At 71.0% G+C, this 22,783-nt stretch carries 20 protein-coding genes; 14 read left to right on the forward strand and 6 right to left on the reverse strand.

Annotation, left to right across the window (positions count from 1 at the left end; all coding sequences use genetic code 11):
• Positions 1-53: 53 nt before the first annotated feature.
• Positions 54-419, reverse strand: a complete 366-nt coding sequence (locus VFZ70_03445) for a hypothetical protein (protein HEX6254845.1) — start codon at positions 417-419, stop codon at positions 54-56.
• Between the two features lie 247 nt (positions 420-666).
• Between VFZ70_03445 and VFZ70_03450 the strand changes: the two genes are divergently transcribed.
• The 6 genes from VFZ70_03450 to VFZ70_03475 all read left to right on the forward strand — a co-directional run bounded on the left by VFZ70_03450 (position 667) and on the right by VFZ70_03475 (position 3,939).
• Positions 667-1,245, forward strand: coding sequence for a disulfide oxidoreductase (locus tag VFZ70_03450; protein HEX6254846.1), 579 nt, complete (start codon positions 667-669; stop codon positions 1,243-1,245).
• Between the two features lie 169 nt (positions 1,246-1,414).
• Entirely contained in the window at positions 1,415-1,990 is a 576-nt protein-coding gene (locus VFZ70_03455; GenBank protein ID HEX6254847.1) for a TlpA disulfide reductase family protein, read from the forward strand.
• 107 nt (positions 1,991-2,097) lie between these two features.
• A complete protein-coding gene (locus VFZ70_03460; GenBank protein ID HEX6254848.1) occupies positions 2,098-2,646 on the forward strand; it encodes a 2'-5' RNA ligase family protein in 549 nt (182 codons plus the stop codon).
• A 92-nt stretch (positions 2,647-2,738) separates the two neighbouring features.
• Positions 2,739-3,011 (forward strand): hypothetical protein, encoded by a 273-nt coding sequence (locus VFZ70_03465; protein HEX6254849.1) that lies wholly within the window; start codon positions 2,739-2,741, stop codon positions 3,009-3,011.
• A gap of 95 nt (positions 3,012-3,106) precedes the next feature.
• Complete coding sequence (locus tag VFZ70_03470; protein ID HEX6254850.1) at positions 3,107-3,481, forward strand: hypothetical protein; 375 nt, start codon at positions 3,107-3,109, stop codon at positions 3,479-3,481.
• Positions 3,482-3,501: 20 nt separating this feature from the next.
• Positions 3,502-3,939, forward strand: a complete 438-nt coding sequence (locus tag VFZ70_03475; protein HEX6254851.1) for an FABP family protein — start codon at positions 3,502-3,504, stop codon at positions 3,937-3,939.
• Positions 3,940-3,960: 21 nt separating this feature from the next.
• Here VFZ70_03475 and VFZ70_03480 read toward each other — a convergent pair whose 3' ends face one another.
• Complete coding sequence (locus tag VFZ70_03480; protein HEX6254852.1) at positions 3,961-5,541, reverse strand: AMP-binding protein; 1,581 nt, start codon at positions 5,539-5,541, stop codon at positions 3,961-3,963.
• 155 nt (positions 5,542-5,696) lie between these two features.
• On the opposite strand from VFZ70_03480, the gene VFZ70_03485 reads away from it, so the two are divergent.
• The 7 genes from VFZ70_03485 to VFZ70_03515 all read left to right on the forward strand — a co-directional run bounded on the left by VFZ70_03485 (position 5,697) and on the right by VFZ70_03515 (position 15,207).
• A complete protein-coding gene (locus VFZ70_03485) occupies positions 5,697-6,473 on the forward strand; it encodes an SDR family oxidoreductase (GenBank protein ID HEX6254853.1) in 777 nt (258 codons plus the stop codon).
• Between the two features lie 123 nt (positions 6,474-6,596).
• Positions 6,597-7,799, forward strand: a complete 1,203-nt coding sequence (locus VFZ70_03490; GenBank protein ID HEX6254854.1) for an acyl-CoA dehydrogenase family protein — start codon at positions 6,597-6,599, stop codon at positions 7,797-7,799.
• The gene (locus VFZ70_03495; protein HEX6254855.1) at positions 7,796-8,464 is read left to right on the forward strand and encodes a histidine phosphatase family protein; all 669 of its coding nucleotides are present in this window, start codon (positions 7,796-7,798) and stop codon (positions 8,462-8,464) included. Before VFZ70_03490 ends, VFZ70_03495 begins: the two co-directional genes overlap by 4 nt.
• A 28-nt stretch (positions 8,465-8,492) precedes the next feature.
• The gene (gene chrA / locus VFZ70_03500; protein ID HEX6254856.1) at positions 8,493-9,638 is read left to right on the forward strand and encodes a chromate efflux transporter; all 1,146 of its coding nucleotides are present in this window, start codon (positions 8,493-8,495) and stop codon (positions 9,636-9,638) included.
• Positions 9,639-9,738: 100 nt separating this feature from the next.
• Positions 9,739-11,838 carry a 3-hydroxyacyl-CoA dehydrogenase NAD-binding domain-containing protein gene (locus VFZ70_03505; protein HEX6254857.1) on the forward strand — a complete coding sequence of 700 codons (2,100 nt, stop codon included), beginning with the start codon at positions 9,739-9,741 and terminating at the stop codon, positions 11,836-11,838.
• 220 nt (positions 11,839-12,058) lie between these two features.
• Positions 12,059-14,734 (forward strand): phosphoenolpyruvate carboxylase, encoded by a 2,676-nt coding sequence (locus tag VFZ70_03510; protein ID HEX6254858.1) that lies wholly within the window; start codon positions 12,059-12,061, stop codon positions 14,732-14,734.
• A gap of 230 nt (positions 14,735-14,964) precedes the next feature.
• A complete protein-coding gene (locus VFZ70_03515; protein ID HEX6254859.1) occupies positions 14,965-15,207 on the forward strand; it encodes a DUF2630 family protein in 243 nt (80 codons plus the stop codon).
• Between the two features lie 13 nt (positions 15,208-15,220).
• Here VFZ70_03515 and VFZ70_03520 read toward each other — a convergent pair whose 3' ends face one another.
• Positions 15,221-16,504 (reverse strand): aminotransferase class III-fold pyridoxal phosphate-dependent enzyme, encoded by a 1,284-nt coding sequence (locus VFZ70_03520; protein HEX6254860.1) that lies wholly within the window; start codon positions 16,502-16,504, stop codon positions 15,221-15,223.
• A 119-nt stretch (positions 16,505-16,623) separates the two neighbouring features.
• Between VFZ70_03520 and pgm the strand changes: the two genes are divergently transcribed.
• Positions 16,624-18,255 carry a phosphoglucomutase (alpha-D-glucose-1,6-bisphosphate-dependent) gene (gene pgm, locus VFZ70_03525; protein HEX6254861.1) on the forward strand — a complete coding sequence of 544 codons (1,632 nt, stop codon included), beginning with the start codon at positions 16,624-16,626 and terminating at the stop codon, positions 18,253-18,255.
• A 26-nt stretch (positions 18,256-18,281) separates the two neighbouring features.
• Here the strand turns inward: pgm and VFZ70_03530 are convergent, their stop codons facing one another.
• The 3 genes from VFZ70_03530 to VFZ70_03540 all read right to left on the reverse strand — a co-directional run bounded on the left by VFZ70_03530 (position 18,282) and on the right by VFZ70_03540 (position 22,782).
• Complete coding sequence (locus VFZ70_03530) at positions 18,282-20,870, reverse strand: hypothetical protein (GenBank protein HEX6254862.1); 2,589 nt, start codon at positions 20,868-20,870, stop codon at positions 18,282-18,284.
• Between the two features lie 67 nt (positions 20,871-20,937).
• On the reverse strand, positions 20,938-21,843 hold the full coding sequence (locus VFZ70_03535) for a carbohydrate ABC transporter permease (protein ID HEX6254863.1): 906 nt from the start codon (positions 21,841-21,843) through the stop codon (positions 20,938-20,940).
• A 3-nt stretch (positions 21,844-21,846) separates the two neighbouring features.
• On the reverse strand, positions 21,847-22,782 hold the full coding sequence (locus VFZ70_03540) for a sugar ABC transporter permease (GenBank protein HEX6254864.1): 936 nt from the start codon (positions 22,780-22,782) through the stop codon (positions 21,847-21,849).
• Position 22,783: the final 1 nt, after the last annotated feature.

A 22,783-nucleotide genomic window follows, 5' to 3' on the forward strand; every position in this document is an offset into this window, starting at 1 on the left:
CTCAGCCACCGGACGGCGCCGGGCGGTGAGCGTGGACGGCGACATGGGCACCACTACCGTCGCTGCTTCTCGCGGCGTTCGGCGGCGAACTTCGGCTGCCACCAGAGGTAGGCGGCCAGCAGGACGCCGGCGATCACGAGGCCGCCGAAGAGGACGGGCAGCGACAGCCACGGGAAGAATGACGGCTCCTCGTACGGTTCGGGGAAGAACTCCTGGGCCCGCTGCGACGAGCTCTGCTGCAGCTCATCGTAGGTCAGGCGCTCCTCCTCCGCGGCGCCCGTCGGCTGCTCCTCCGTCGCCAGCGCCGCCGGTGCCGCGAGCGTCAGCAGTGCGAGGACCGCGAGCACCACCGCGAGCGCGCGGCGCGCTGCGCGCGCGGGCGACCGGTCGACGTGGTGCGCGGTCATGGTGTTCCTCATGCTGCTCATCCTGCGGGTGGTCGTGGTCGCAGGAGTGTAGCCGCTGGCGCGGGTCGATCTCCGGCTCGCGGCCCCGCGGGGGCGTCCCGGTGCCGTGCACGGGCGCGAACGCGGCGAACGCAGCCACCGTCCCGTACGCTGTGGGGCCACCGGAGCAGCGTTTGGGGCGACCGGCCGCGACGGGCGCCGGCGGACCAGTCACCGATCCGATCAACGGCGATCCCGGCGAGGTCGACGAGAGCACACCATGGCGGCATTCTTCTTCTCACTGCTGGCACTCACGGCGCTGGCCGGCGCCATCGCGTTGGCGGTCGCGGCGATGGCGGCCCGCCGCGATCCCGACGGACCGGCGGCTGCGCTGCTGGCGGACGTCCGACCGGTCGCGCTGCCACTGGCCGCGATCGTGGCGGCCACGTCCATGTTCGGCAGCCTGTTCTTCTCTGAGGTGCTCGGCTACCCACCATGCACGCTGTGCTGGTACCAGCGGATCGCGATGTACCCGCTGGCGCCGATCCTCGGCATCGCCGCCGTGCGGGGCGACCGCACGATCCGGCCGTACGCGTGGGTGCTGGCGGTCAGCGGCGCGGTGATCTCGGTCTACCACTACGTGATCCAGTGGGTTCCCGACCTGGACGCGACGTCGTGCGCGGTGGACAACCCCTGCACGGCCGTCTTCGTCCGCGAGTTCGGCTTCGTGTCGATCCCGTTCATGGCGCTGTGCGGCTTCCTCGCGATCATCGTGCTCCTGATGGTCGCCGGGGACCCGACGCCCGCATCCGACCACGACACCGACCACGACGCCGCGCTGGCCGACATCGAAGGGTGACGACGGCGGATCTCATCCCACATCTGAAGTAGCGTGAGCACCGGTCACGGACCACGAGAAGGAAGCGATAGGCACAACGATGACCACGACGTCAAGCCGCTCGAAGAAAAGGCGTTCGTCGACGAGGTCGCGCGGACGCGGCCGGCGCTCTCGCCGCAGCAACCTGTGGGTGTGGGTGTTCCTGGGCGTCCTCGTGGTGCTGTTCGGTGTGCTGGCGTTCGTCTCGCGCTCCACCGGCCCGGCGGCCGAGATCACCGAGGCCACCGCGTCCGGTGAGGCGCTGCCACCGCTGGCGCAGGGCGGCTCGGACCCCGCGGTCGGCAGCGACGCACCCGAGCTGACGGGACAGACCCTCGACGGCGAGTCGATGACCATCGAGCCGGGCGACGGCACCCCCAAGGCGATCGCCTTCCTCGCGCACTGGTGCCCGCACTGCCAGCGCGAGGTGCCGACGGTCACGCAGTGGGTCGAGGACGGTGGGCTGCCCGAAGGCGTCGAACTGGTCGGCGTGACGACGGGCATCGACCGCAACCGGCCGAACTTCCCGCCGCAGGACTGGCTCGAGCGTGAGGAGTGGCCCGCCGAGACGATGGTCGACGGCAACAACACCGCGGCGCAGGCCTACGGGCTGACCAACTACCCGTACTGGGTGCTCGTCGACGGCGATGGCCAGGTCGTGCTGCGCTGGAGCGGTGAGACGACTCCCCAGCAGCTGAGCGAGCGCATCGGCCAGCTCGCCGAGTAGCGGCCAACGACGACGGGTCCGTCGATGCACTGACCGGGCCCGACCTGCGCCACCGCACGCAGATCGGGTCTCGTGCTGACCGTCCACGGGTCGCATACTGTTCCGCCGTGGCCTATGCACTGGAGCTGTTCTTCGATCCGCACGCCGAGGCGGCCGTGCGCGCGCTGTGGGCGAACCTCGAGGCCCGCGGGATGCCGAGCATGGCGACGGCGAGCCACTGCAACCACCGACCGCACGTCTCGCTGCTGGTCGCCGAGCACCTGACACCCGACCAGGCCCGCGTCGTGGTGCAGCCGCTCACGGAGGCGACCGACGTGATCCTGCGGCTCGGATCGGTCGCCGTCTTCCCCGGCCGGGCCGGCGTTGTCTACCTCGGCGTCACCCCCACCCAGCGGCTGCTGCGCCTGCACCACATCGTGCACACGCGCCTCGCGGCCGTGGGTGTCGAGTCGGGGCGCCACTACCTGCCGGACGTGTGGGTCCCCCACTGCACGCTGTCCCAGGGTCTGTCGCACGAGCAGGTCTGCACCGCGGTGAGGGCGATCAAGCGCCTGCGGACCATCGAGGCCGACGTGGTCGAGGTGGGCGTCCAGAACACCGAGACCGGACGCATCACCCCGATCGCCCAGCTCCCCCACAGCCAGGACGCGACCTGACGCCCCCTGGGCGCGTACCGACCTGATCCGGACACCGGCCACACCGCCGGCCGTGTCACTGCTGTCCGATCCGCATCGCTCGACGCCCGGGCGTGACGGCGGACCGGCGGCGGGACAGGATCGCCGGGCGTGCGTCCACGGCGCCGGGCGTCGCGGCGCCACAGGTGGCGTTGCGCCGGGTCGCGGACCGACCGCCGGTGACCTCGGTGATCCTGGGCGTCCGCACGCTCGACCAGCTGCGCGACAACCCGGGCACCGCCGACTCGCTCGCCGATGACCAGGGCCAGCGGCTCGACGACGCCAGCACACCGCCGACATCGACGACCCATTACGGGGCTCCTGGCCGAGATGACCGCCGGGCCTGAGGCAGCTGATCGGCTGACGCGCGGGGCGGTACGCTGCCACCCACGGCCGTCGGGTGCGGCCGCTTCAACGTCCACGGATGGAAGGATCGACGGGCATGGTGCTGCTGCACAGCGTGATGCGCTGGATCGTGCTGCTGGCGGCTGTCGGTGCGATCGTCGGATACGCCCGCGCACGTGGCCGTGCGGGCTTCGACGGCCTGACCGAGCGCCTCGGGTCGGCGTACGCCGCGGCCATCGGCATCCAGTTGCTGATCGGCGTGGTGCTGTGGGTGATCCAGGGACGGTGGAGCGGCGACGACGTGTACCGGTCCTTCATCCACCCGGCGCTGATGTTCCTGGCCACCGCGGTCGCGTCGGCGGGCGTGGCCCGCGCACGGCGGGCGCACAGCGCGACGGTCGGACTCGTCGCCGTGATCCTCAGCCTGCTCGTGGTGATCTGGGCGATCCCGAGCGGGGCCTGGCCGTTGTGACCCGCCACGGCGGTGATCTGTTGACGAGCCTGCCGGGCGTCTGGCTGGGCGAAGGCGACGGCCACTACCCCACGATGGAGCCCTTCGCCTACCGCGAGGAGCTGACGTTCACCAGGCTGCCGGACAAGCCGATCCTGAGCTATGGGCAACGCACGTGGCGCGCGGGGACCGACGAGCCGCTGCACGCCGAGTGCGGGTACGTGCGGACCGACGACGACCGCGCGGAGCTGGTGATCTGCCAACCGACGGGCTTCGCGGAGGTGCACCACGCGATCGGCGTCGACGGCGTCTACGCGTTCGGTGTCACCGCACTCGGCCGGACGGCCTCGTCGCTGGCCGTGGCCACGGTCCGGCGGCGCTGGGAGCTGCGTGGCGACACGCTGCTCGTCGACCTGTGGATGAGCTACGGGGACGTCGTAGACGGTCACCACCTGCACGCGGAGTTGCGTCGGACCTGAGATCGCCTGACCCGGCGCCGGTCAGACCCCGGCGCCGCGCTCGGCGTCGATGAGCTGGCGCCGCAGGATCTTGCCCGACGCCGACTTCGGGATCTGTTCGACGAACTCGACGCGGCGGATCCGCTTGTGGGGCGCTACACGTTCGGCGACGAACGCCATCAACTCGTCGGGATCGAGGTCGCCCACGGGCACGACGAACGCCTTCGGCACCTCACCGGCCTCGTCGTCCGGACTCGCGACGACCGCCGCGTCGGCGACCCCGTCGTGGGTGAGCAGCAGGGCCTCCAGCTCGGCGGGCGCCACCTGGAACCCCTTGTACTTGATCAGCTCCTTGACGCGGTCGACGATCCTGAAGTAGCCGCGCTCGTCGACGGTGGCGATGTCGCCGGTGCGCAGCCAGCCCTCCCCGTCGATCGTGGCGGCCGTCGCCTCGTCGTCGTTGAGGTAGCCGGCCATCACCTGGGGGCCTCTGACGAGCAGTTCGCCCTTCTCGCCGACCTCCACGTCCGCGCCGGTGTCGACGTCGACGATCCTGCACTCGGTACCGGGGATGGGCGGGCCGACCGACCCGCGGTCGATCCGGTCGGGCGGATCGGGGTTGGTGTGGCTCACAGGGCTGAGCTCCGTCATCCCGTAGCCCTGCATCACCGCGCAGCCGACGCGCTCGGCCGCCATGTCGGCCACGTCGGCGCCCAGCGGCGCGGCGCCGGACGCCAGCGCCCGCAGCGAGCCGAGATCGTACCGGTCCACCGCGGGGTGCTTGGCCATCGCCTGCACGATCGGCGGGACCACGTTGACGTAGGTGATCCCGTGGGACTGGATCAGCTCCAGGAACGCCTCGAGGTCGAACCGCGGCATGGTGACCACGGTGGCGCCCTTGAGCAGCGCGTAGCCCATGATCACGACCATCCCGTAGATGTGGAAGAACGGCAGCAGACCGAGCACCACGTCGTCACCGCGGACCGGGACGGCCGCGTGTGGCGCCATGGCGTCGAGCTGCGCGAGGTTGGCGACCAGGTTGCGGTGCGTCAGCATGACGCCCTTGGACACACCGGTCGTGCCGCTGGAGTACGGCAGGACGGCGAGGTCGTCCGCCGGATCGATCGCTGCCGGATCGATTGTGACGCCGTCCGCCAGCAGCGCCGCGAAGGGCGTCGCGCGCGCGGCCTCACCGAACACGATGAGCTCGCGCACAACCGTGCCTTCGATGGCGCGGCGCGCCATGTCCACGAGCGGCGGAACCGTGACCAGCAGCCGCGCGCCGGCGTCGACGAGCTGGCTCCGCAGCTCGTCGGGCGTCGACAGCGGGTTGGCGGTCGTGACGACGCCGCCGAGGCTCGTGACGGCCAGGAACACGACGGCGAACTCGGGCAGGTTCGGGCTCGACAGCGCCAGCACGTCGCCCTTGGAGAACCCGCGGGCGGCCAGGCCGGACGCGGTGCGCGCGACGGCACCGGCGAGCTGGGCGTAGGTCAGCGTGCGGCCGGACGGTCCGTCGATCAGCGCGGGCTTCTCGGCGTGCGCCTCGACGTCGCGCAGCACGAGCGCCGGCAATGACGTGGCCGGCACCACGACGTCCGGAAATGGACTGCGATGGATCACGACTTGACCTTTCGGCGGGCGGACTCCCGCAGTGTCACCGACCGGCGCGATGTTGACAACGGTGCGGGCACAGCCGATCACTTCGCGTGGTCACCGCGGTGCGGCGCTGCGTGTAGCGTCCCACCACAGCGATCTTCTCAACAAGGTGAAGTGCCGTGGGCGTCAGAGAGCTGTTCGATCTGTCGGGCCGGACCGCGGTCATCACCGGTGGGTCACGTGGCCTCGGCCTGCAGATCGCCGAGGCGCTCGCCGAACAGGGCGCCCGGGTCGTCCTGACGGCCCGGAGGGCCGAGCAGCTCGATGAGGCAGTGGGTCACCTGCGGGACGAGGGCGCGCAGGTGACCGCGTTCGCCCGTGATCTGTCGCAACGCGAGGCGGTGAGCTCCTTCGTGGACGAGGTGCTCGACGAGCACGACGCGATCGACATCCTGATCAACAACGCGGGGACCACGTGGGGGGCACCCGCTGAGGAGCATCCGCTCGCGACGTGGAACAAGGTGCTGGACCTCAACCTCACGGGCCTGTTCCTGCTGACCCAGCGCGTCGCCAACGCGTCGATGATCCCGCGCCGGTCCGGACGCATCGTCAACGTCGCGTCGGTCGCAGGGTTGAGGGGCAACAACCCGAAGATGATGGGCACCATCGCCTACAGCACATCGAAGGGCGGTGTGATCTCGATGACGCGCGCGCTCGCTGTCGAGTGGGCCCGGTACGGCATCACGGTCAACGCGATCGCGCCCGGGTACTTCCCGACGAAGATGACGCGCGGGACCCTGGAGCAGGCGCGGGAGCTCATCGAAGAGGCCACACCCCTGGGGCGCACCGGTGGTCCCGAGGACCTCAAGGGCGTCGCGGTGCTGCTGGCCTCGGACGCGTCGGCGTTCATCACCGGCCAGACGATCGCCGTTGACGGCGGTGTCACCGCGCGGTGAACGTGTCGCGTGCCCGACGACCCCGGCGGGCCCCGGTAACCGGGCGGCGCACGTGTGCCACGGGGTCGCGGACGGAATGCTGCAGTGCAGTCCCGGGCACATCGACGCACACCGGAGTCCGCGATGCAGCTGGAGATGTCCGACCGCGCCCGTGACCTGCACGAGCGTCTCGTGGCGTTCATGGACGCGCACGTGTACCCGAACGAGCAGGCGTACGCCGACGAGATCGCCTCTGGCGACCGCTGGAAGCCGTCGCAGCTCGTCGACGAGCTCAAGGACCGGGCCCGCGGCGCCGGCCTGTGGAACCTGTTCCTGCCCGACAGCGACCTCGGCGGCGGCCTGAGCAACCTCGAGTACGCGCCGCTGTGCGAGGTCATGGGTCGCGTGCTGTGGGCGCCGGAGGTGTTCAACTGCTCGGCACCGGACACGGGCAACATGGAGGTGCTTGAGCGGTACGGCACGCCCGAGCAGCAGCAGCGCTGGCTCCGCCCGTTGCTCGACGGCCAGATCCGCTCATGCTTCGCGATGACCGAGCCCGACGTCGCGTCGTCGGACGCCACGAACATCCGCGCCAGCATCGTGCGCGACGGCGACGAGTACGTCGTCAACGGCCGCAAGTGGTGGACGACAGGCGCGGGGAGCCCACGCTGCGAGGTCGCGATCGTGATGGGTCGCAGCGATCCGGACGCCCAGACGTACCGCCAGCAGTCGATGGTCCTCGTGCCGATGGCCATCCCCGGGGTCACCATCGAGCGGACGCTGACCGTGTTCGGCTACGACGAAGCCCCGCACGGGCACGCCGAGGTCACGTTCGACGACGTGCGCGTGCCGGTCGCGAACATGCTGCTGGGCGAGGGTCGCGGGTTCGAGATCGCCCAGGGACGGCTGGGGCCGGGCCGCATCCACCACTGCATGCGCCTGATCGGCCAGGCGGAACGCGCCTTGGAGGCGATGTGCCGGCGCGCGCTCGCGCGCGAGCCGTTCGGGCGTCCCATCGCCGAGCAGGGCACCGTGCGCGCCGACATCGCGCGGTCGCGCATGGAGATCGACCAGGCACGGCTGCTCGTGCTCAACGCGGCCCGGCGGATGGACGAGGTCGGCAACAAGCAGGCGCGCGCGGACATCGCGATGATCAAAGTCGTCGCGCCGGCGATGGCGCAGCGGGTGATCGACCGCGCGATCCAGGTCCACGGCGGCGCTGGCGTGTCCGGCGACACGTTCCTCGCCGAGGCCTACGCGAACGCACGCACGCTGCGGCTCGCGGACGGACCCGACGAGGTGCACCTGGAGACCGTCGCCAAGCTCGAGCTCCGCAGACACACGTGAACCACGACCGCCGTCCCGCGATCTACTTCGTCCGCCACGGTGAGTCCGTCGCCAACGTCGCCGACCGCGACGGGAGCCTACAGCCGGACGACAGCGACCGGCTCAGCGACCGCGGGTGGGAGCAGGCGCGCGAGCTGGGTCGCCGGCTGCGCGGCGAGGCGCTCGAGTCGATCGTGGCCAGCCCGATGCGTCGCGCGCAGGAGACCGCCGCGGGCATCTCCGAGGTCCTCGGCCTGGCGGTGCTTACCGACCCGGATCTGTACGAGGTGCGCCAGTCCGACGCGTTCTACGCGGCGCTCCCCGCCGGGGCGGGGCGCCACGCCACGCTGTCCTGGATGCCGACCGCGGACCCGTCGTACGCCGAACCAGGCGCCGAGTCGTTCGACGACATCACGGCGCGGGTCAGGCAGGTGCAGCGACGCCTGCACGCTGACGCCGACCACCGCCGTGTGGTCGCGGTCAGCCATCACGGGTTCCTGCACTTCTACCTGGGCGTCGTCCTGTTCGGCGACGACTTCGGCCCGCGCCATGTGCTGCCGCTGTATCAGATGGGGCACGCGAACACCGGCATCTCGATCTTCGAGCGGGTCGACGACCGCGTGATGGACGGCGTCCCGCTGCCCGGCTGGGTGCTGACGACCTGGAACGACCGGGCGCACCTGTGACGGACCACGCATCGCGGGGCGGCCGCGCGTGACCGGGTCGCGCGACGACCGACGCACGAAGCTGGGCCAGCTCGCCCGCCTGTTCGGCCGCCTCGGCGTCGTCGCGTTCGGCGGGCCGGCGGCCCACATCGCGATGATGCACGACGAGGTGGTGACCCGGCGCCGCTGGCTGACCGACGCGCAGTTCGTGGACCTGATCGGCGTCACCAACCTGATCCCCGGGCCGAACTCGACCGAGATGACGATGCACGTCGGTCGGGAGCGGGCGGGGTGGCGCGGCCTGGTCGTCGCGGGCGCCAGCTTCATCGTGCCCGCCGCGGCCATCGTGCTCGCGTTCGCGGTCGCGTACGTCGAGTACGGGCAGACGCCGAGCGGACAGGCGCTGCTGTACGGCGTGAAGCCGGTCGTGCTCGCGATCATCGGTCAGGCGCTGGTCAAGCTGGGCCGGACCGCACTGGGCGGCGCAGGGGCGCTGGGGTGGGTCGTTGGCGGCGCCGCCCTCGTTGCCTACCTGGCGGGCGGCAACGAGATCGCGATCCTGCTCGCGGGGGCGCTCGCGGCGCTGGGGTGGCGGACGGCGCGACCCACGCAGGGACCTGCCGCGCTGGCGGGCATGCTGTTCGCGGCCGGGACCGGCGCCTCGCTCGACCTGGGCCGCATCCTGTTCGTGTTCACGAAGATCGGCGCCGTGCTGTACGGCAGTGGCTACGTGCTGCTGGCGTTCCTCCGCAGTGATCTCGTCACCCGGTTGGACGTGCTGACCGATCAGCAACTGCTCGACGCGGTCGCGATCGGCCAGTTCACGCCCGGGCCGCTGTTCACGACGGCCACGTTCATCGGCTACCTGCTGGCCGGGCTGCCGGGCGCGATCGTCGCCACGGTCGGCATCTTCCTGCCGGCCTTCTGCTTCGTGGCCGCTGTCGGACCGCACGTGGAGCGGCTGCGCCGCCGGGCCTGGTCGGCCGCGCTGCTCGACGGGGTCAACGCCGCCGCGTTCGGCCTGATGGCCGGCGTGATGATCGAACTGGCCGGCGACGCGCTCGTCGACCCGCTGACGGTCGCGGTCGCCCTGGCCACCGCGGCGGCGCTGTGGCGCACCGCGCTCAACTCGGCGTGGCTGGTGCTCGCCGGTGCCGTGATCGGCGTCTTGACGACGATCACCGGGGTGGTGTGACCCCCGCCGTGTGACGCCTATCCGGCACCGCGCCGACGTCGTCGGGGCGACGGCGGCACCTCGTGTCTGCGAGCGTCCGATCACGGGCAGGATCCCGACCATGACTGATCTCGTGACCGTTGAGCGTCACGGCGACATCGCCGTGATCACCATCCACAACCCGCCGCTGAACGTGTTCAGCCCGGGGGTGCCGGAGGGCGTCGCGGCGCGCGTCAGCGAAGCCGAGGCCGATGACGACGTGCGTGCGATCGTGGTCACAGGCGCCGGCCGGCACTTCTGCGCTGGCGCGGACATCACGACCTTCGGGATGCCGCGCGACGAGGCGCCCGATCTGCGTGGACTGGTCGACACCCTGGCGTCGGCGTCGAAGCCGGTCGTCGCCGCGATCCGCGGCACCGCGTTCGGTGGCGGGCTCGAGATGGCCATGGCCTGCCACTGGCGGGTCGCGGCGCCCGACGCCAACCTCGGGCTGCCCGAGGTCAAGCTCGGACTGCTGCCCGGCGCCGGTGGCACGCAGCGCCTGCCGCGCCTGGTGGGGCTGGAGGCCGCGCTACGGATGATCGCGACCGGCTCACCGGTCGACGGCGAGCGCGGACGCCAGCTCGGTCTGGTCGATGAGCTCGCGGACGGCGGCGTGGTCGAGGCCGCCGTCGCCTTCGCCGACGCCCGGGCCGATGACGGGGACGCGTTGCGTCGCACCCACGAGCAGCAGGTGACGGTCGACGGCGACGCCGTACAGATCCTCGACGGTGCGCGCGACCAGGCCGAGAAGCGCGCGCCCGGCGTGATCGCGCCCCGACGCTGCATCGACGCGATCGAGGCCGCGCTCGAGCTGCCGTTCGACGAGGGGATCAACCGCGAACGGGAGCTGTTCGCCGAACTGATGGCGTCGGAGCAGAGCAGGAGCCTGCGCCACGTGTTCTTCGCCGAGCGCCGGGCCGCCAAGATCGACGACGTGGACGATGAGGTGGCACCGGTCGACATCGCCCGGGGTGCGGTGATCGGTGCAGGGACGATGGGCGGTGGCATCGCGATGAACTTCGCCAACGCGGGCATCCCGGTGACGGTGGTCGAGGTCGACAACGAGCGCCTGGAGCAGGGGCTGTCGAAGGTCGAGCGCAACTACCAGCGGACCGTCGACCAGGGACGGCTCGACGCGGACGCGAAGCAGCGGCGGATGGAGCGCATCTCGGGCACGACCGACTTCGACGCGGTGGCCGACGCCGACGTCGTGATCGAGGCTGTGTTCGAGGACATGGACCTCAAGCGGGAGGTCTTCGGCCGGCTCGATGGCGTGGCCGCCGACCACGCGGTGCTGGCGACCAACACCTCGACGCTCGACGTGAACCGGATCGCGAAGGCGACCAGCCGCCCCGGTGCCGTGGTCGGCATGCACTTCTTCAGCCCCGCCAACGTGATGAAGCTGCTCGAGGTCGTCCGCGGCGACGCGACGTCGGACCGTGCGCTGGTGACCGCGGTCGCGCTGGGCAAGCGGATGCGCAAGGTGCCGGTCGTCGTCGGCGTGTGTGACGGCTTCGTGGGCAACCGGATGTTCCACGTCTACGTGCACGAGGCGTCGACGCTGCTGGAGGAGGGCGCGCTGCCCGCGCAGGTCGACCGGGTGATCACCGACTTCGGGTTCAAGATGGGCCCGTTCGCGGTGCAGGACCTGGCCGGACTCGACGTCGGATACCGCATCCGCAACCAGCAGGCCGCCGCGCGCGGCATCGATCCGGACGAGCGCGAGCGCACGGTCGCCGACAAGCTCGTGGAGCGTGACCGGCTGGGGCAGAAGACCGGCGCGGGCTTCTACCGCTACGACGAGGACGGCCGCACCCCGACGCCGGATCCCGACGTCGAGGAACTGATCGTCGCGCACAGCGCGGACCACCAGATCCGCCGCCGGGAGATCGACGACCAGGAGATCCGCGACCGGCTGCTGGGTCAGCTGGTCAACGAGGGCGCCCGCATCCTCGCCGAGGGCATCGCCCAGCGTGCCAGCGACATCGACGTGATCTACGTCTACGGCTACGGGTTCCCCGCCCACAGGGGCGGTCCGATGTTCCATGCCGGGCTGGTGGGGCTCACCGAGACGCTTGGCATCATCGAACGGTTCCACGAGCGCCACGGCGAGCGCTGGGAGCCCGCGCCACTGCTGCGTGAGCTCGCCATGGAGGGCCGGACGTTCGACGACGCCTGACCCCACCCAGTGGGGCGACATCGACCGGCATGCGTTGACAACTCGCCCCACAACCACGCGCCACACCGACGACGGGGCCAACATCCGCCCCCATACGTTGACAACACCCCATGACCACACGCCACCGCCAACGGGGCGACATCCGCCTCCATACGTTGACAACCCGCCCTGCAGTGGCCGGCGAAACGCCCCGGACACATCGACGGCGTAGCGTGGTGCCATGCGAGACGGACGCCAGTTCAGCATGCCCGCGGACCTCCGGCGTGACGTCCGCATCCTCGGAGACGCGCTCGGCCAGATCATCGGCGAGGCCGGCGGCACCGATCTGTTCCGCACGGTGGAGACGCTGCGCAACGCCGCCATCGACTTTCGACGGGACGAGACGCCCGAAGGGCTGGCGGACATCCGCGCGCAGATCGATGCGATGGATCTGGGCCGGGCGGAGGCGGTCGCGCGGGCGTTCACCTGCTACTTCCAGCTGATCAACCTGGCGGAGGAACGACAGCGCATGCGTGCCCTGCGGGAGCGGGGCGAGACGCGCGAGGCCATCGGCGGCTCGCTGGCCGCCGCGGTCAACGAGGCGGTGGCGCGGGACGGACGCGAGGCACTGATGGGACTGCTCGGGCGCCTGCGCATCCATCCGGTGCTCACGGCGCACCCCACCGAGGCACGGCGACGTGTGGTGACCGAGGCCCTGCGACGGATCGGCGAGCAGCTCGACCGGTTCGACCAGTCCAACCTCCCACGCACCCAACGGGCCGACATCGCCCGACACCTCCGCGAGGAGATCGCCATCCTGTGGCGCACAGCGCAGATCCGCGATCGCCGCCCCACACCGCTCGACGAGGTGCGGCGCAACCTCGCCGTGTTCGACGACACGCTGTTCCGCGTCGTGCCCCGTGTCTACCGCGAGCTCGACCGCGCGCTCGGACCCGAGACCGTCGGCGCCCGGGCCCCGTCGTTCCCCGCGTTCCTGCGCTGGGGCAGCTGGGTCGGCGGCGACCGCGACGGCAACCCGTTCGTGACGGCCACCGTCACGGCGCGCACGCTGGCCATCCAGACCGACCACGTGCTCCGCGGCCTCGAACGGGCGACCCGGCGGATCGGGCGGACATTGACCGCGACGGCGACCTCGACACCGCCCAGCCGTGCGTTGCGCGCCGCACTCGACGAGGACGCCAGGCGCTGGCCGGACCACTGGGCGTCGATGGTCAAGCGCGCGACCGATCAGCCGCACCGCCTGCGGATGCTGGCGATCGCCGACCGCCTCGAGGCGACGCGGGAACACGGGACGCACGCGTACGGCTCGGCGCGGGAGTTCATCGACGACCTCGCCGTGCTGCAGGAATCCCTCCACCGCGGCGGCGCGCGCCGCCTCGCGTACGGCGAGCTGCAGCACCTGCGCTGGCAGGCGGAGACGTTCGGGTTCCACTTCGCGTCGCTGGAGATCCGCCAGGACTCCGGCACCCACGACGCCGTCATCCGGGAGCTGGCACCGCACGCCGAACGGGACCTCCTGGCACTGGACCAGCTGGCCACCGAGGGTTGGCCGGACGGGGTGGGGCCGACGTCCGAGCTGGCCGCTGAGGTCATCGGCACGCTGCGGACGATGGCCGAGCTCCAACGGGTCCACGGCGTGGAGGCGTGCCGCCGCTACGCCGTGAGCTGGAGCCGCGAGGCCGTCGACGTGATGACCGTGCGTGCGCTCGCGCGCCTGGCCGTCCCGGACGGCTCGCTGACCATCGACGTCGTCCCGCTCTTCGAGAGCCGCGAGGACCTGCGTCGCGCTCCGAAGGAGCTCGACCTGCTGCTGTCGCTGCCGAGCGAGCAGGAGCGCCTCGACGCGAACGACCGGCGCTTCGAAGTCATGCTCGGCTACTCGGACTCGACCAAGGACGCGGGCTTCCTCGCCGCGAACATCGCACTGTTCGAGGCGCAGGCGGCCCTGGCCGAGTGGGCCGGGCGCAACGACGTCGCGCTGACGCTGTTCCATGGACGTGGCGGCGCCGTCGGCCGGGGCGGTGGCCCGGCGAACCGCGCGATCCTGGGGCAGCCACCCGGATCGGTCGACGGGCGGTTCAAGATCACGGAGCAGGGCGAGGTGGTGTTCTCGCGCTACCGCACGCTGCCGCTCGCGCAGCGTCATCTGGAGCAGGTCACCAACGCGACGGTGCGCGCGTCCATGCACTCACGCGACGAGGGTGCGGTCGTCGACCTCGACTGGGACCTCGTGCGCACCATGGCACGTGCCAGCGAGGTGGTGTACCGCGAGCTCGTCGAGGTCGACGGGTTCGCCGAGTTCTTCGCCGATGTGACCCCCGCCGAGGAGCTCGGTGAGCTGCCGTTGGGCTCCCGGCCGGCGCGCCGGGGCGGCGGGGGCCGGGATCTCGCATCGCTGCGCGCGATCCCGTGGAGCTTCGCCTGGGCGCAGGCGCGCATCAACCTGCCCGGGTGGTACGGGCTCGGCGCCGGGCTGGCGGCCGGGCGGGCGCACGTCGGTGGAATGCAGCCGCTGCGCGAGCTGATGGGGCGGTGGCCGTTCCTGCGCACCGCGATCGACAACGCGGCGTTGAGCCTCGTCAAGGCCGACATGCTGATCGCGCGGACGTACCTGGAGCTGTCCGATCGCGCGGACCTGGCCACCCGGATCGTCCGCGAGTACGAGCGCACCGAGGAGCTCGTGCGCGAACTGCTCGGGCACCGCCGCCTGCTGGAGGACCGACCGGTGCTGCGCCTCGCGGTCGATCTGCGCAACCCCTACGTCGACGCGCTGTCGTTCCTGCAGCAGCGGGCGCTGCGCGGCGCGCGTGCCGGGGGGGCCGACGCCGACCGATGGTCACGCCTGGTGCAGCTGACGGTCAACGGCGTCTCCGCGGGACTGCAGAACACCGGCTGATACGTGGCTCCGGGGCTCCGGGCGTCATCCGTCGCGCCGCGTGACGAGGCATGCCGCCCAGTCTGGCGTCGACCGCGGCGCGAACGATCTGATCCGGACATCGGGGACACCGTGGGCGGTGTCCGTCGTGTCCGATCGAGCTCGCCCGACGGCGGGTCGCGGCGACGTCGCAGCACCGGACGCGCGTGGCGGTATGGTCGGCGACATCGAACGGCGAGGAGTCATTCGGGATGGACGATCAGGAGATCCTGTCGCGGATCACGGCGTTGGTCGAGGAGGAGGACCACCTGCGGCGTCGACACACCGAGGAGGCGCTCGACCACGACGAACGCGCCCGCATCGAGCGCATCGAGATCGCGTTGGACCAGTGCTGGGATCTGCTGCGCCAGCGGCGCGCACGCCGCGAGTTCGACGAGGATCCCGAGGGGGCGGAGGTCCGCGACGTCGACACCGTCGAGCACTACCGGCAGTGACAGGCGCCTGCGGTCACCCGAGCGCGCCGTACCGGTCGCAGAACGCCTCGACGGCGACGACGAAGCCATCGATGTCCTCGCCCGTCAGGGCCGCGCTGAGGGCCATGTAGCCGCGCGGCGCGGTGTAGTACCCGGCGTCGAGCAGGTGGTGGAACAACAACCGGCGCCAGCGGTCGTCCGCGTCGGCGAGGTCGCCGACGTGGGTCACCGGTCCTGCGACCGGGTGGATGGCTCCCAGCGATCCCCAGCCGGTCACGCGGAACGCCAGTGGCGAGGCGTCGAACACGTCGGCGAGCCGTTGCCGCAGGCGGTCACCCCGGGCGGACAGCCGTTCGAGGTATCCGTCACGGGTCACGATGCGCTGCACCTCGACACCCGCCGCCATCGTGAACGTGTTGTTGTTGAACGTCCCGGCGTGCGCCAGTCCGCCGACCTCCGGGTCGAACGCCGTCATCAGGTCGCGCCGGCCGCCGAACGCGCCGAACGTCATGCCTCCCGCGACGTACTTGCCCAGCGTGGTCATGTCGGGCGTGACGCCGGTCAACTGCTGCGCGCCACCCGGCGCCAGCCGTGAGGTCATGACCTCGTCGAAGATCAGGACGGCGCCGACGTCGCGCGTGCCGCTGCGCAGCGCGTCGAGGAATCCGGCGGTGGCGGGGATGCAGCCGCTGGCACCCAGCATCGGTTCGACCAGCACGCACGCGATGCGCTCACCGTTGACGGTCAGTTCGCGCTCGAGGGCGTCGACGTCGTTGTAGTCGAGCACCCCGTGCTCGAACGGTGCGCGCAGGGGCGCACCGGTGGGACCGTAGTACAGCAACCCGCCGTGGTAACCGCCCGCGAACACCACGACGCGGTCGCGGCCGGTCGCGTGACGGGCCGTCATGATCGCCATCAGGTTGGCCTCGGTGCCCGAGTTGGTGAAGCGCACCTGGTCGATGGACGCGAACCGGTCGACGACCGCCTCGGCGAAGGCGATCTCCGGCTCGGTCATGCCGCCGAGCGCCCAGCCCGTGTCGAGCCGGTCGCGGACGGCGTCGGCGACGGCCTGAGGCTGATGACCCAGCAGCCCTGCGGAGTAGTCGCCGAGCACGTCGAGGCGACGGTGGCCGTCGACGTCGACCAGGTGCGCACCGTCGGCACGCTCCACCCGGAACGCGAACGGTTCGAAGTGCAGCACCGTGCGGGTGTTGCCACCGGGTAGCACCCGCCGCGCCCGCTCGTGGAGCGCGCGGCTACGTGGGTGGGCGTCCACATAACGTCGCAGCGCCAGGTCCAGTGCCTCGTCGAGGTCCATGCGCACCCGCCGATCGTTGGCCCGCCCTGGTAGCGCCGCCGGTTGGCGGGGCATGGTGTCTGGTGGGCCACCACCCACCCGCAGCGCAACGTACACCGCGACCTGGGGAGTGCACAGCGATGAGCCGACACGAGCGTGCCGGGCAGCCGGCGACAAGCGACGACCTGATCGACGTCGACGCGCTGATCGGCGCGTACCACGACCGCCGGCCCGAGGTCGACGATCCGGCACAGCTGGTTGCGTTCGGCACCTCCGGCCACCGCGGATCGGCGTTCGACGGCAGTTTCAACGAGGCGCACATCCTCGCGATCAGCCAGGCGATCTGCGAGTACCGCCGCGGGCACGACATCACGGGTCCGCTGTTCGTCGCCCGTGACACCCACGCGCTGTCGGCGCCGGCGTTCGACACGAGCCTCGAGGTGTTCGCCGGCAACGACGTCGACGTGTGCGTCGACGACCGGGACGGCTACACCCCGACACCGGCGCTGTCGCGCGCGATCCTGCGGCACAACGCCGCCGGCGACGCCATCGCCGACGGGGTCGTCATCACGCCGTCGCACAACCCGCCCCGCGACGGAGGGTTCAAGTACAACCCGCCGAACGGCGGCCCCGCCGGCGGCGACGTCACCGGTTGGATCGAGGACCGCGCCAACGCCCTGTTGCGCGACGGGCTGGACGCCGTGCCACGGGTCCCGGACGCGCGCACCCATGAGCGGGTGTCGGGCTACGACTTCCTGGGGAAGTACGTCGACGAACTGCCGCAGGTGGTGGACCTCGCCGCCGTGCGCGACGCCGGCGTGCACATCGGCGTCCACCCGCTCGGCGGCGCGAGCGTGGCGTACTGGGGGGAGATCGCGGAGCGCCACGGCCTCGATCTCGAGCTGGTCAACGACACCGTGGATCCGACGTTCGGGTTCATGACACTCGACAGCGACGGTCAGATCCGCATGGACTGCTCGTCGCCGGACGCGATGCGCAGCCTGATCGACCTGGCCGACCGCTACGACGTGGCGTTCGGCAACGACGCGGACGCGGACCGCCACGGCATCGTGACCCCCGACGGCCTGCGCAACCCCAACCACTACCTCGCGGTGGCGATCGAGTACCTGCTGGACCACCGCGCGCACTGGCCGCGCACCGCGGGGATCGGCAAGACCCTCGTGTCGAGCAGCATGATCGACGCCGTGGTGGGTGCGGCGGGCCGTTCACTGGTCGAGGTGCCCGTCGGGTTCAAGTGGTTCGTCGACGGGCTGCTCGACGGCCGCATCGCCTTCGGCGGCGAGGAGAGCGCGGGCGCGTCGTTCCTGCAGATCGACGGATCGGTGTGGTCGACCGACAAGGACGGGTTGATCCTGTGCCTGCTGGCCGCGGAGATCATCGCGCGCACCGGCGACGACCCGGGCGTGCACTACGAACGCCTGACGCGCCAGCACGGGTCGCCGGTGTACCGGCGCATCGACTCGCCGGCGACACCGGACGAGAAGGCACGGCTCACGCAGCTGTCGCCGGAGGACGTCCACGCCGACGAACTCGCGGGCGACGCGATCGAGCGCATGCTCACCCGTGCGCCCGGCAACGACCAGCCGATCGGCGGCCTCAAGGTCGTCACCGAGCGCGGCTGGTTCGCGGCCCGTCCCAGCGGCACGGAGGACAAGACCAAGATCTACGCCGAGAGCTTCGCCGGCGACGACCACCTCGAGCGCATCCTGGACGAGGCGCAGAAGATCGTGTCGGCCGCGACCGCCGGCTGACCGGTACGGGACGGCCCGGGGCGCGATCAGCGGATCTGGACGTCCAGCACGTGGCGGCCCGACGCGGCGCCGGCGTCGACGACGACCTGACGTCCGCGGTACGTCTCCAGCACGTCGTAGGGCACCGTCGCGCCGTCGAGCGTCACGGCGGCGACGTCCGCGCCGTCGGGCAGCACGTGGCCGATCGCGAGCGTCCCGTCCACCTCGCCCTCCACGACGGTCTGCAGGCGGTCAGGTCGACGGTCGGCTTCCACCGCGATCAGACCGTCACCCAGACGGATGCGGTCCCCTGCGATGTGCTGCTGACCGTCGGGGATCTTCGGTGCGACCGCCACGGTGTCGCGACCGAGATCCGGTGCGACGCCGAGTTGCTGGTGGACGACCGGCCACAGCGTCCCGTACGCGCCCCACGCCTGCAGCACCATCGACCGCTCGGTGAAGAGGCGGTCGATGTTGGGTGTGAAGTCCCCTGCCGGCGCGATCTCGGGCATGGCACCCGGCTGCTCCCAGATCGACGGGTCGAGCTGGATCCGCGCGTTGGCGGTCGTGTAGTGCTGCTGCTGGTCCGTGCCGAGACGGCCGAAGTTGCCCTCGGCGACCGCCATGATCCCGGTGTTCAACGAGAAGGCGTTGCGCTCGCTGGGGACCTCCGAGACCACGCTGTCACAGCTGGGGCCGGGGTTGCCGCCCTCGGCCGAGGTCGGGCCGGTCCCGGTGTGCCACAGGCCGAGCTCGTCGGTGTAGCAGTTCTCCTCGCGCTCGTCGAGTGCCGCGTTGCCGTGCTCCTCGGAGGCGAGCGGCTCGGACGGACCGTCCTGGCGAGGCAGCAGCGCGTCCATCGGCGTCACGCCGATCCAGTGCCGCTGGAAGACCCGCTCGTTTGTCGGATTGGTCAGGGAGTCGGCGTAGCTGCGGGTGTCACCGCCGTACCACCAGGCGTCCTCGAAGCGGGACGCCATGTCGGCGCCCACACCGGCGGCCCAGTCGGCGGTCGCGTCGTCGCCCTTCGCCCGCGCCATGTCGGCCAGGTCGTACAGGCCGCGGATGGTGTAGACGGCGTTGTCGAGCTTCTCCTCACCCATGCCCGGCCGCTCGACGTTGCCGAGGCCCTCGGGCCACCCGTCGCCGTCGTCGTCGAGCTCGCTGACGATGTAGCGCATCCCGCGGACCGAGAAGTCGTACAGGTCGTCGCGGAACGCGTCGTCGCCGGTCCAGCGCCAGATCAGTGCGACGGCGCTGGGGAACTTGGCCGTCTCGTCGGTGTTGCCGGGATCCTCGTTCGCACCGAAGTAGACAGCGCCATCGGGCGTGACCTCGTGGACGACCTTGCCGCTGCCGTCGTTGATGATCTCGCTGACGTCCCGCAGCGCGCGCAGATGCGCCTTGATGGCGTCGAACTGGCCCATCGCGACGCTGGCGAACGCCGTGTACTCCCCGTCGGTACCGAAGATCCACGGGTAGTCGGGCCAGCCGGCGCCGAGCCAGCGTGCCTGCTCGACCGTCCCCTCCGGTGCGGGGAAGTTCTGCCCGGCGTTGGTCGAGCGCAGCTGCAGGTCGGTCGCGATCTGATCCGACGCCAGCAGGTTCTGCTTGCTCCACTCGACGCTGCGCTCGAGCAGCCGGTCGCCGGGCAGGTCGACGACGCTGTAGGACCCCTCCGCCTCCCGCTCGGCGACGGTCCGCCCGAGCTGGCCGGTCGGATCGGCGAGCACCGCGTCCACGGCCGCGTGCGCGTCGGAAGCGCTGGCGTCGGACCCCCCGACCGCGAACCACACGGTGGTCGGCTCCCCGGCGCGAAGCTTGACCCGGTACGTCATCCTCCCGCCGGCGCCCCGCCCGTACTCGGTGTCATCGCAGCGTTCCGGCTGCTCGGGTGCGTCGGGACCGGACGCCGGGCAGATGACGGCGGGATCCTGCGGCCCGCGGAAGTCCCGGCCGAGCCGGTGGTGTTCCGGCGACAGCGTGCTGCCGACCACCGCGGTCCAGTCGTGCGCGAGCGCATTGGCGACCGGTGGGGTGCCCTGTTCGCTGAACACCAGTCGACCGCGCGACGCGTCGAAGGAACCGTCGTCGGCGAGGTTGTACTCGAGCTGGCTGGGGTCCGTTTCGCCCCACGGGTAGGTGGACATCAGCTCCGAGTGCGCGTCGACGAGCAGCCGTACCCGGCGTGGCGAGTTCGACGTCAGGGTGAGGCCGATCAGCCCGGCCCGCACGCCGTCGGGCGCGACGTCGGTGCGGTCGACGGTCAGGCCACCGCGCGCGGCGTAGGCGATGCGGTGGTACCCCCATCCGCTCGAGAAGCTGGTGGCTTCGGCGGCGTCGCCGAGCCAGCGGCCGCCGACGTTGAACCACATGCCGTCGAGCAGCTTGATGGGTGGCGACCACATGCCGCCCATCTCGCCCCGGGTGTGGAACCCCATCGCCGGGTACAGCCCGTCGGCCGTCGACGTCTGGTACCAGCGCTCACCGATGACGACGGCGCGCCGGTCGTCGAGCCGCGTGGTCTCGGTCAGCTCGGGCGAGTGCGCGACCTGGTTGTCCCCAGCACCCGGTGCCGCGCTGGCAGGGCCCGCGAGCGCCGCGGCCACCAGCACGATGGCAAGGATCAGACCCATCGTCCGACGTGGGACACCGTTCATCGTCCACCCCCGATTGCACGAGCCGGCCCGACCGCCGGACCTGTCAGCCCTTCACGCTGCCCGCCGTCAGGCCCGCGACGATCCGGCGCTGGAAGATCAGCGTCATGATGATGAGCGGGATCGAGATGACCACGCATGCGGCCGTGATCGTGCCGATGGGCCGCTCGAACTGGCTCGCGCCCGTGAAGAACGCGATCGCCGTGGTCGCGGTCTGCACCTCGAGGTCCCTGGGCGCGAACGTGCTCGCGATCAGGAACTCGTTGGTGGCGAAGACGAAGACGATGATCGCCGCGGCGAACACCCCCGGTGCCGCCAGTGGCAGGACCACCTTGTAGAAGGTCTGCCACGGCGTCGCGCCGTCGACACGGGCCGCCTCGGCCAGCTCCATGGGGATCGACGAGAAGAACGTCACCAGGATGAAAATCGTCAACGGCAGGGTGAACGCGATGTAGGGGATGTACAGGCCCGGGTAGGTGTTGAGCAGGCCGAGGGTACGCCACGCTTCATAGAGCGGCGGCACGAGCGCGACCGGGGGGAACAGGCTGGCGGCCAGCACCCCCGACATCCACAGGACCTTCTTCTTCAACGGCAGGCGCGCCAGCGCGTAGGCGGCGAAGCTGCCGATGACGATGCAGATAACGGTCGTGAAGATCGCCACCACGAACGTGTTGCGCAGGTTGTACAAGAAGTTCTGCTCGAACACCGTCACGTAGTTGTTGAACCCGAACGGGCCCTGAAACAGGTTGGGGTCGTTCAGCGCGTTGTTGCCCTGCTTCATGCTCGTGCTGATCAGCCACACGAACGGGAACAGGCACCACACGAAGATCGTCGCCAGCAGCAGGGCCTTGCCGACCTTCTTGGCGGTCGTGTCCTCGCCCGACGCTGCCGCCTTCCGCCTGGGTGCCGGCGCCCTGGTCTCGGTGGCCTCGGCCTCGGTCGTCTGACTCATTGCCTACTCCTCCGCCCCGATGACCAGATCCCTGCCGAGTGCCGCGATGAAGACGATGCCGACCGCCAGCACGATCGCGAACGTCAACGTTGAGAACGCCGACCCCAGGCCGGGATCGGGCGTCTGCACCACGAACTGCTGCACCAGGACCGACAAGGTCTCGGTACCGAACGCGCCGTTGGTCATCACGGCCGGCAGGTCGTAGATGCGCAGGGCGTCGACCGTCCGGAACAGCAGGGCGACGAGGATGGCCGGGCGCAGCAGGGGCAGCGTGATGTTGCGGAACTGCTGCCACGCGGTGGCGCCGTCGACGCGGCCCGCCTCGTACAGGTCGCCGGGGATCGTCTGCAGGCCGGCGAGCAGCAGCAACGCCACGAACGGCGCCGTCTTCCAGACATCGGCGAAGATGACCGCGAACATCGCCCAGTAGTCGGTGCCCAGCCAGTTGAAGTCGGCGGGGACGAACGGAACCACGGAGTTGATGAAGCCGGGGGTGATGTTGAACATGAAGAACCACATCTGGGCGCTGATGACCGTGGGGATGACCCACGGGATCAGGATGGCCGCCCGGGTGACGCCCCGACCGAAGAAGGCCCGGTTCATGATCAGCGCGAAGACCATGCCGATGATGAACTCGAAGAACACCGACCCGACGGTGAACACGAATGTCGCGAGCACCGAGTCCCAGAACCGTGGGTCGGTGGCCGCCTCGACGTAGTTGCCCAAGCCCGCGAAGCCGGTCCGCTCGCGTCCCTGGTAGGCCCAGAGGCTCAGGAAGACGGCCCAGATGATGGGGAAGCCGGCGACCAGCACCATCGCGGTGACCGACGGCGCCATGAAGGCACGTGCCAGCGTGCGCTCGGACATGCCCCGGGACTGCGACTTCGGCGGCTCGGACTCCTGTCCGGCGCTCGCGGTCTCCTCGGTGTCGACGGCCATA

This window comes from Euzebyales bacterium (assembly GCA_036374135.1).
Taxonomy (GTDB): Bacteria; Actinomycetota; Nitriliruptoria; order Euzebyales; family JAHELV01; genus JAHELV01.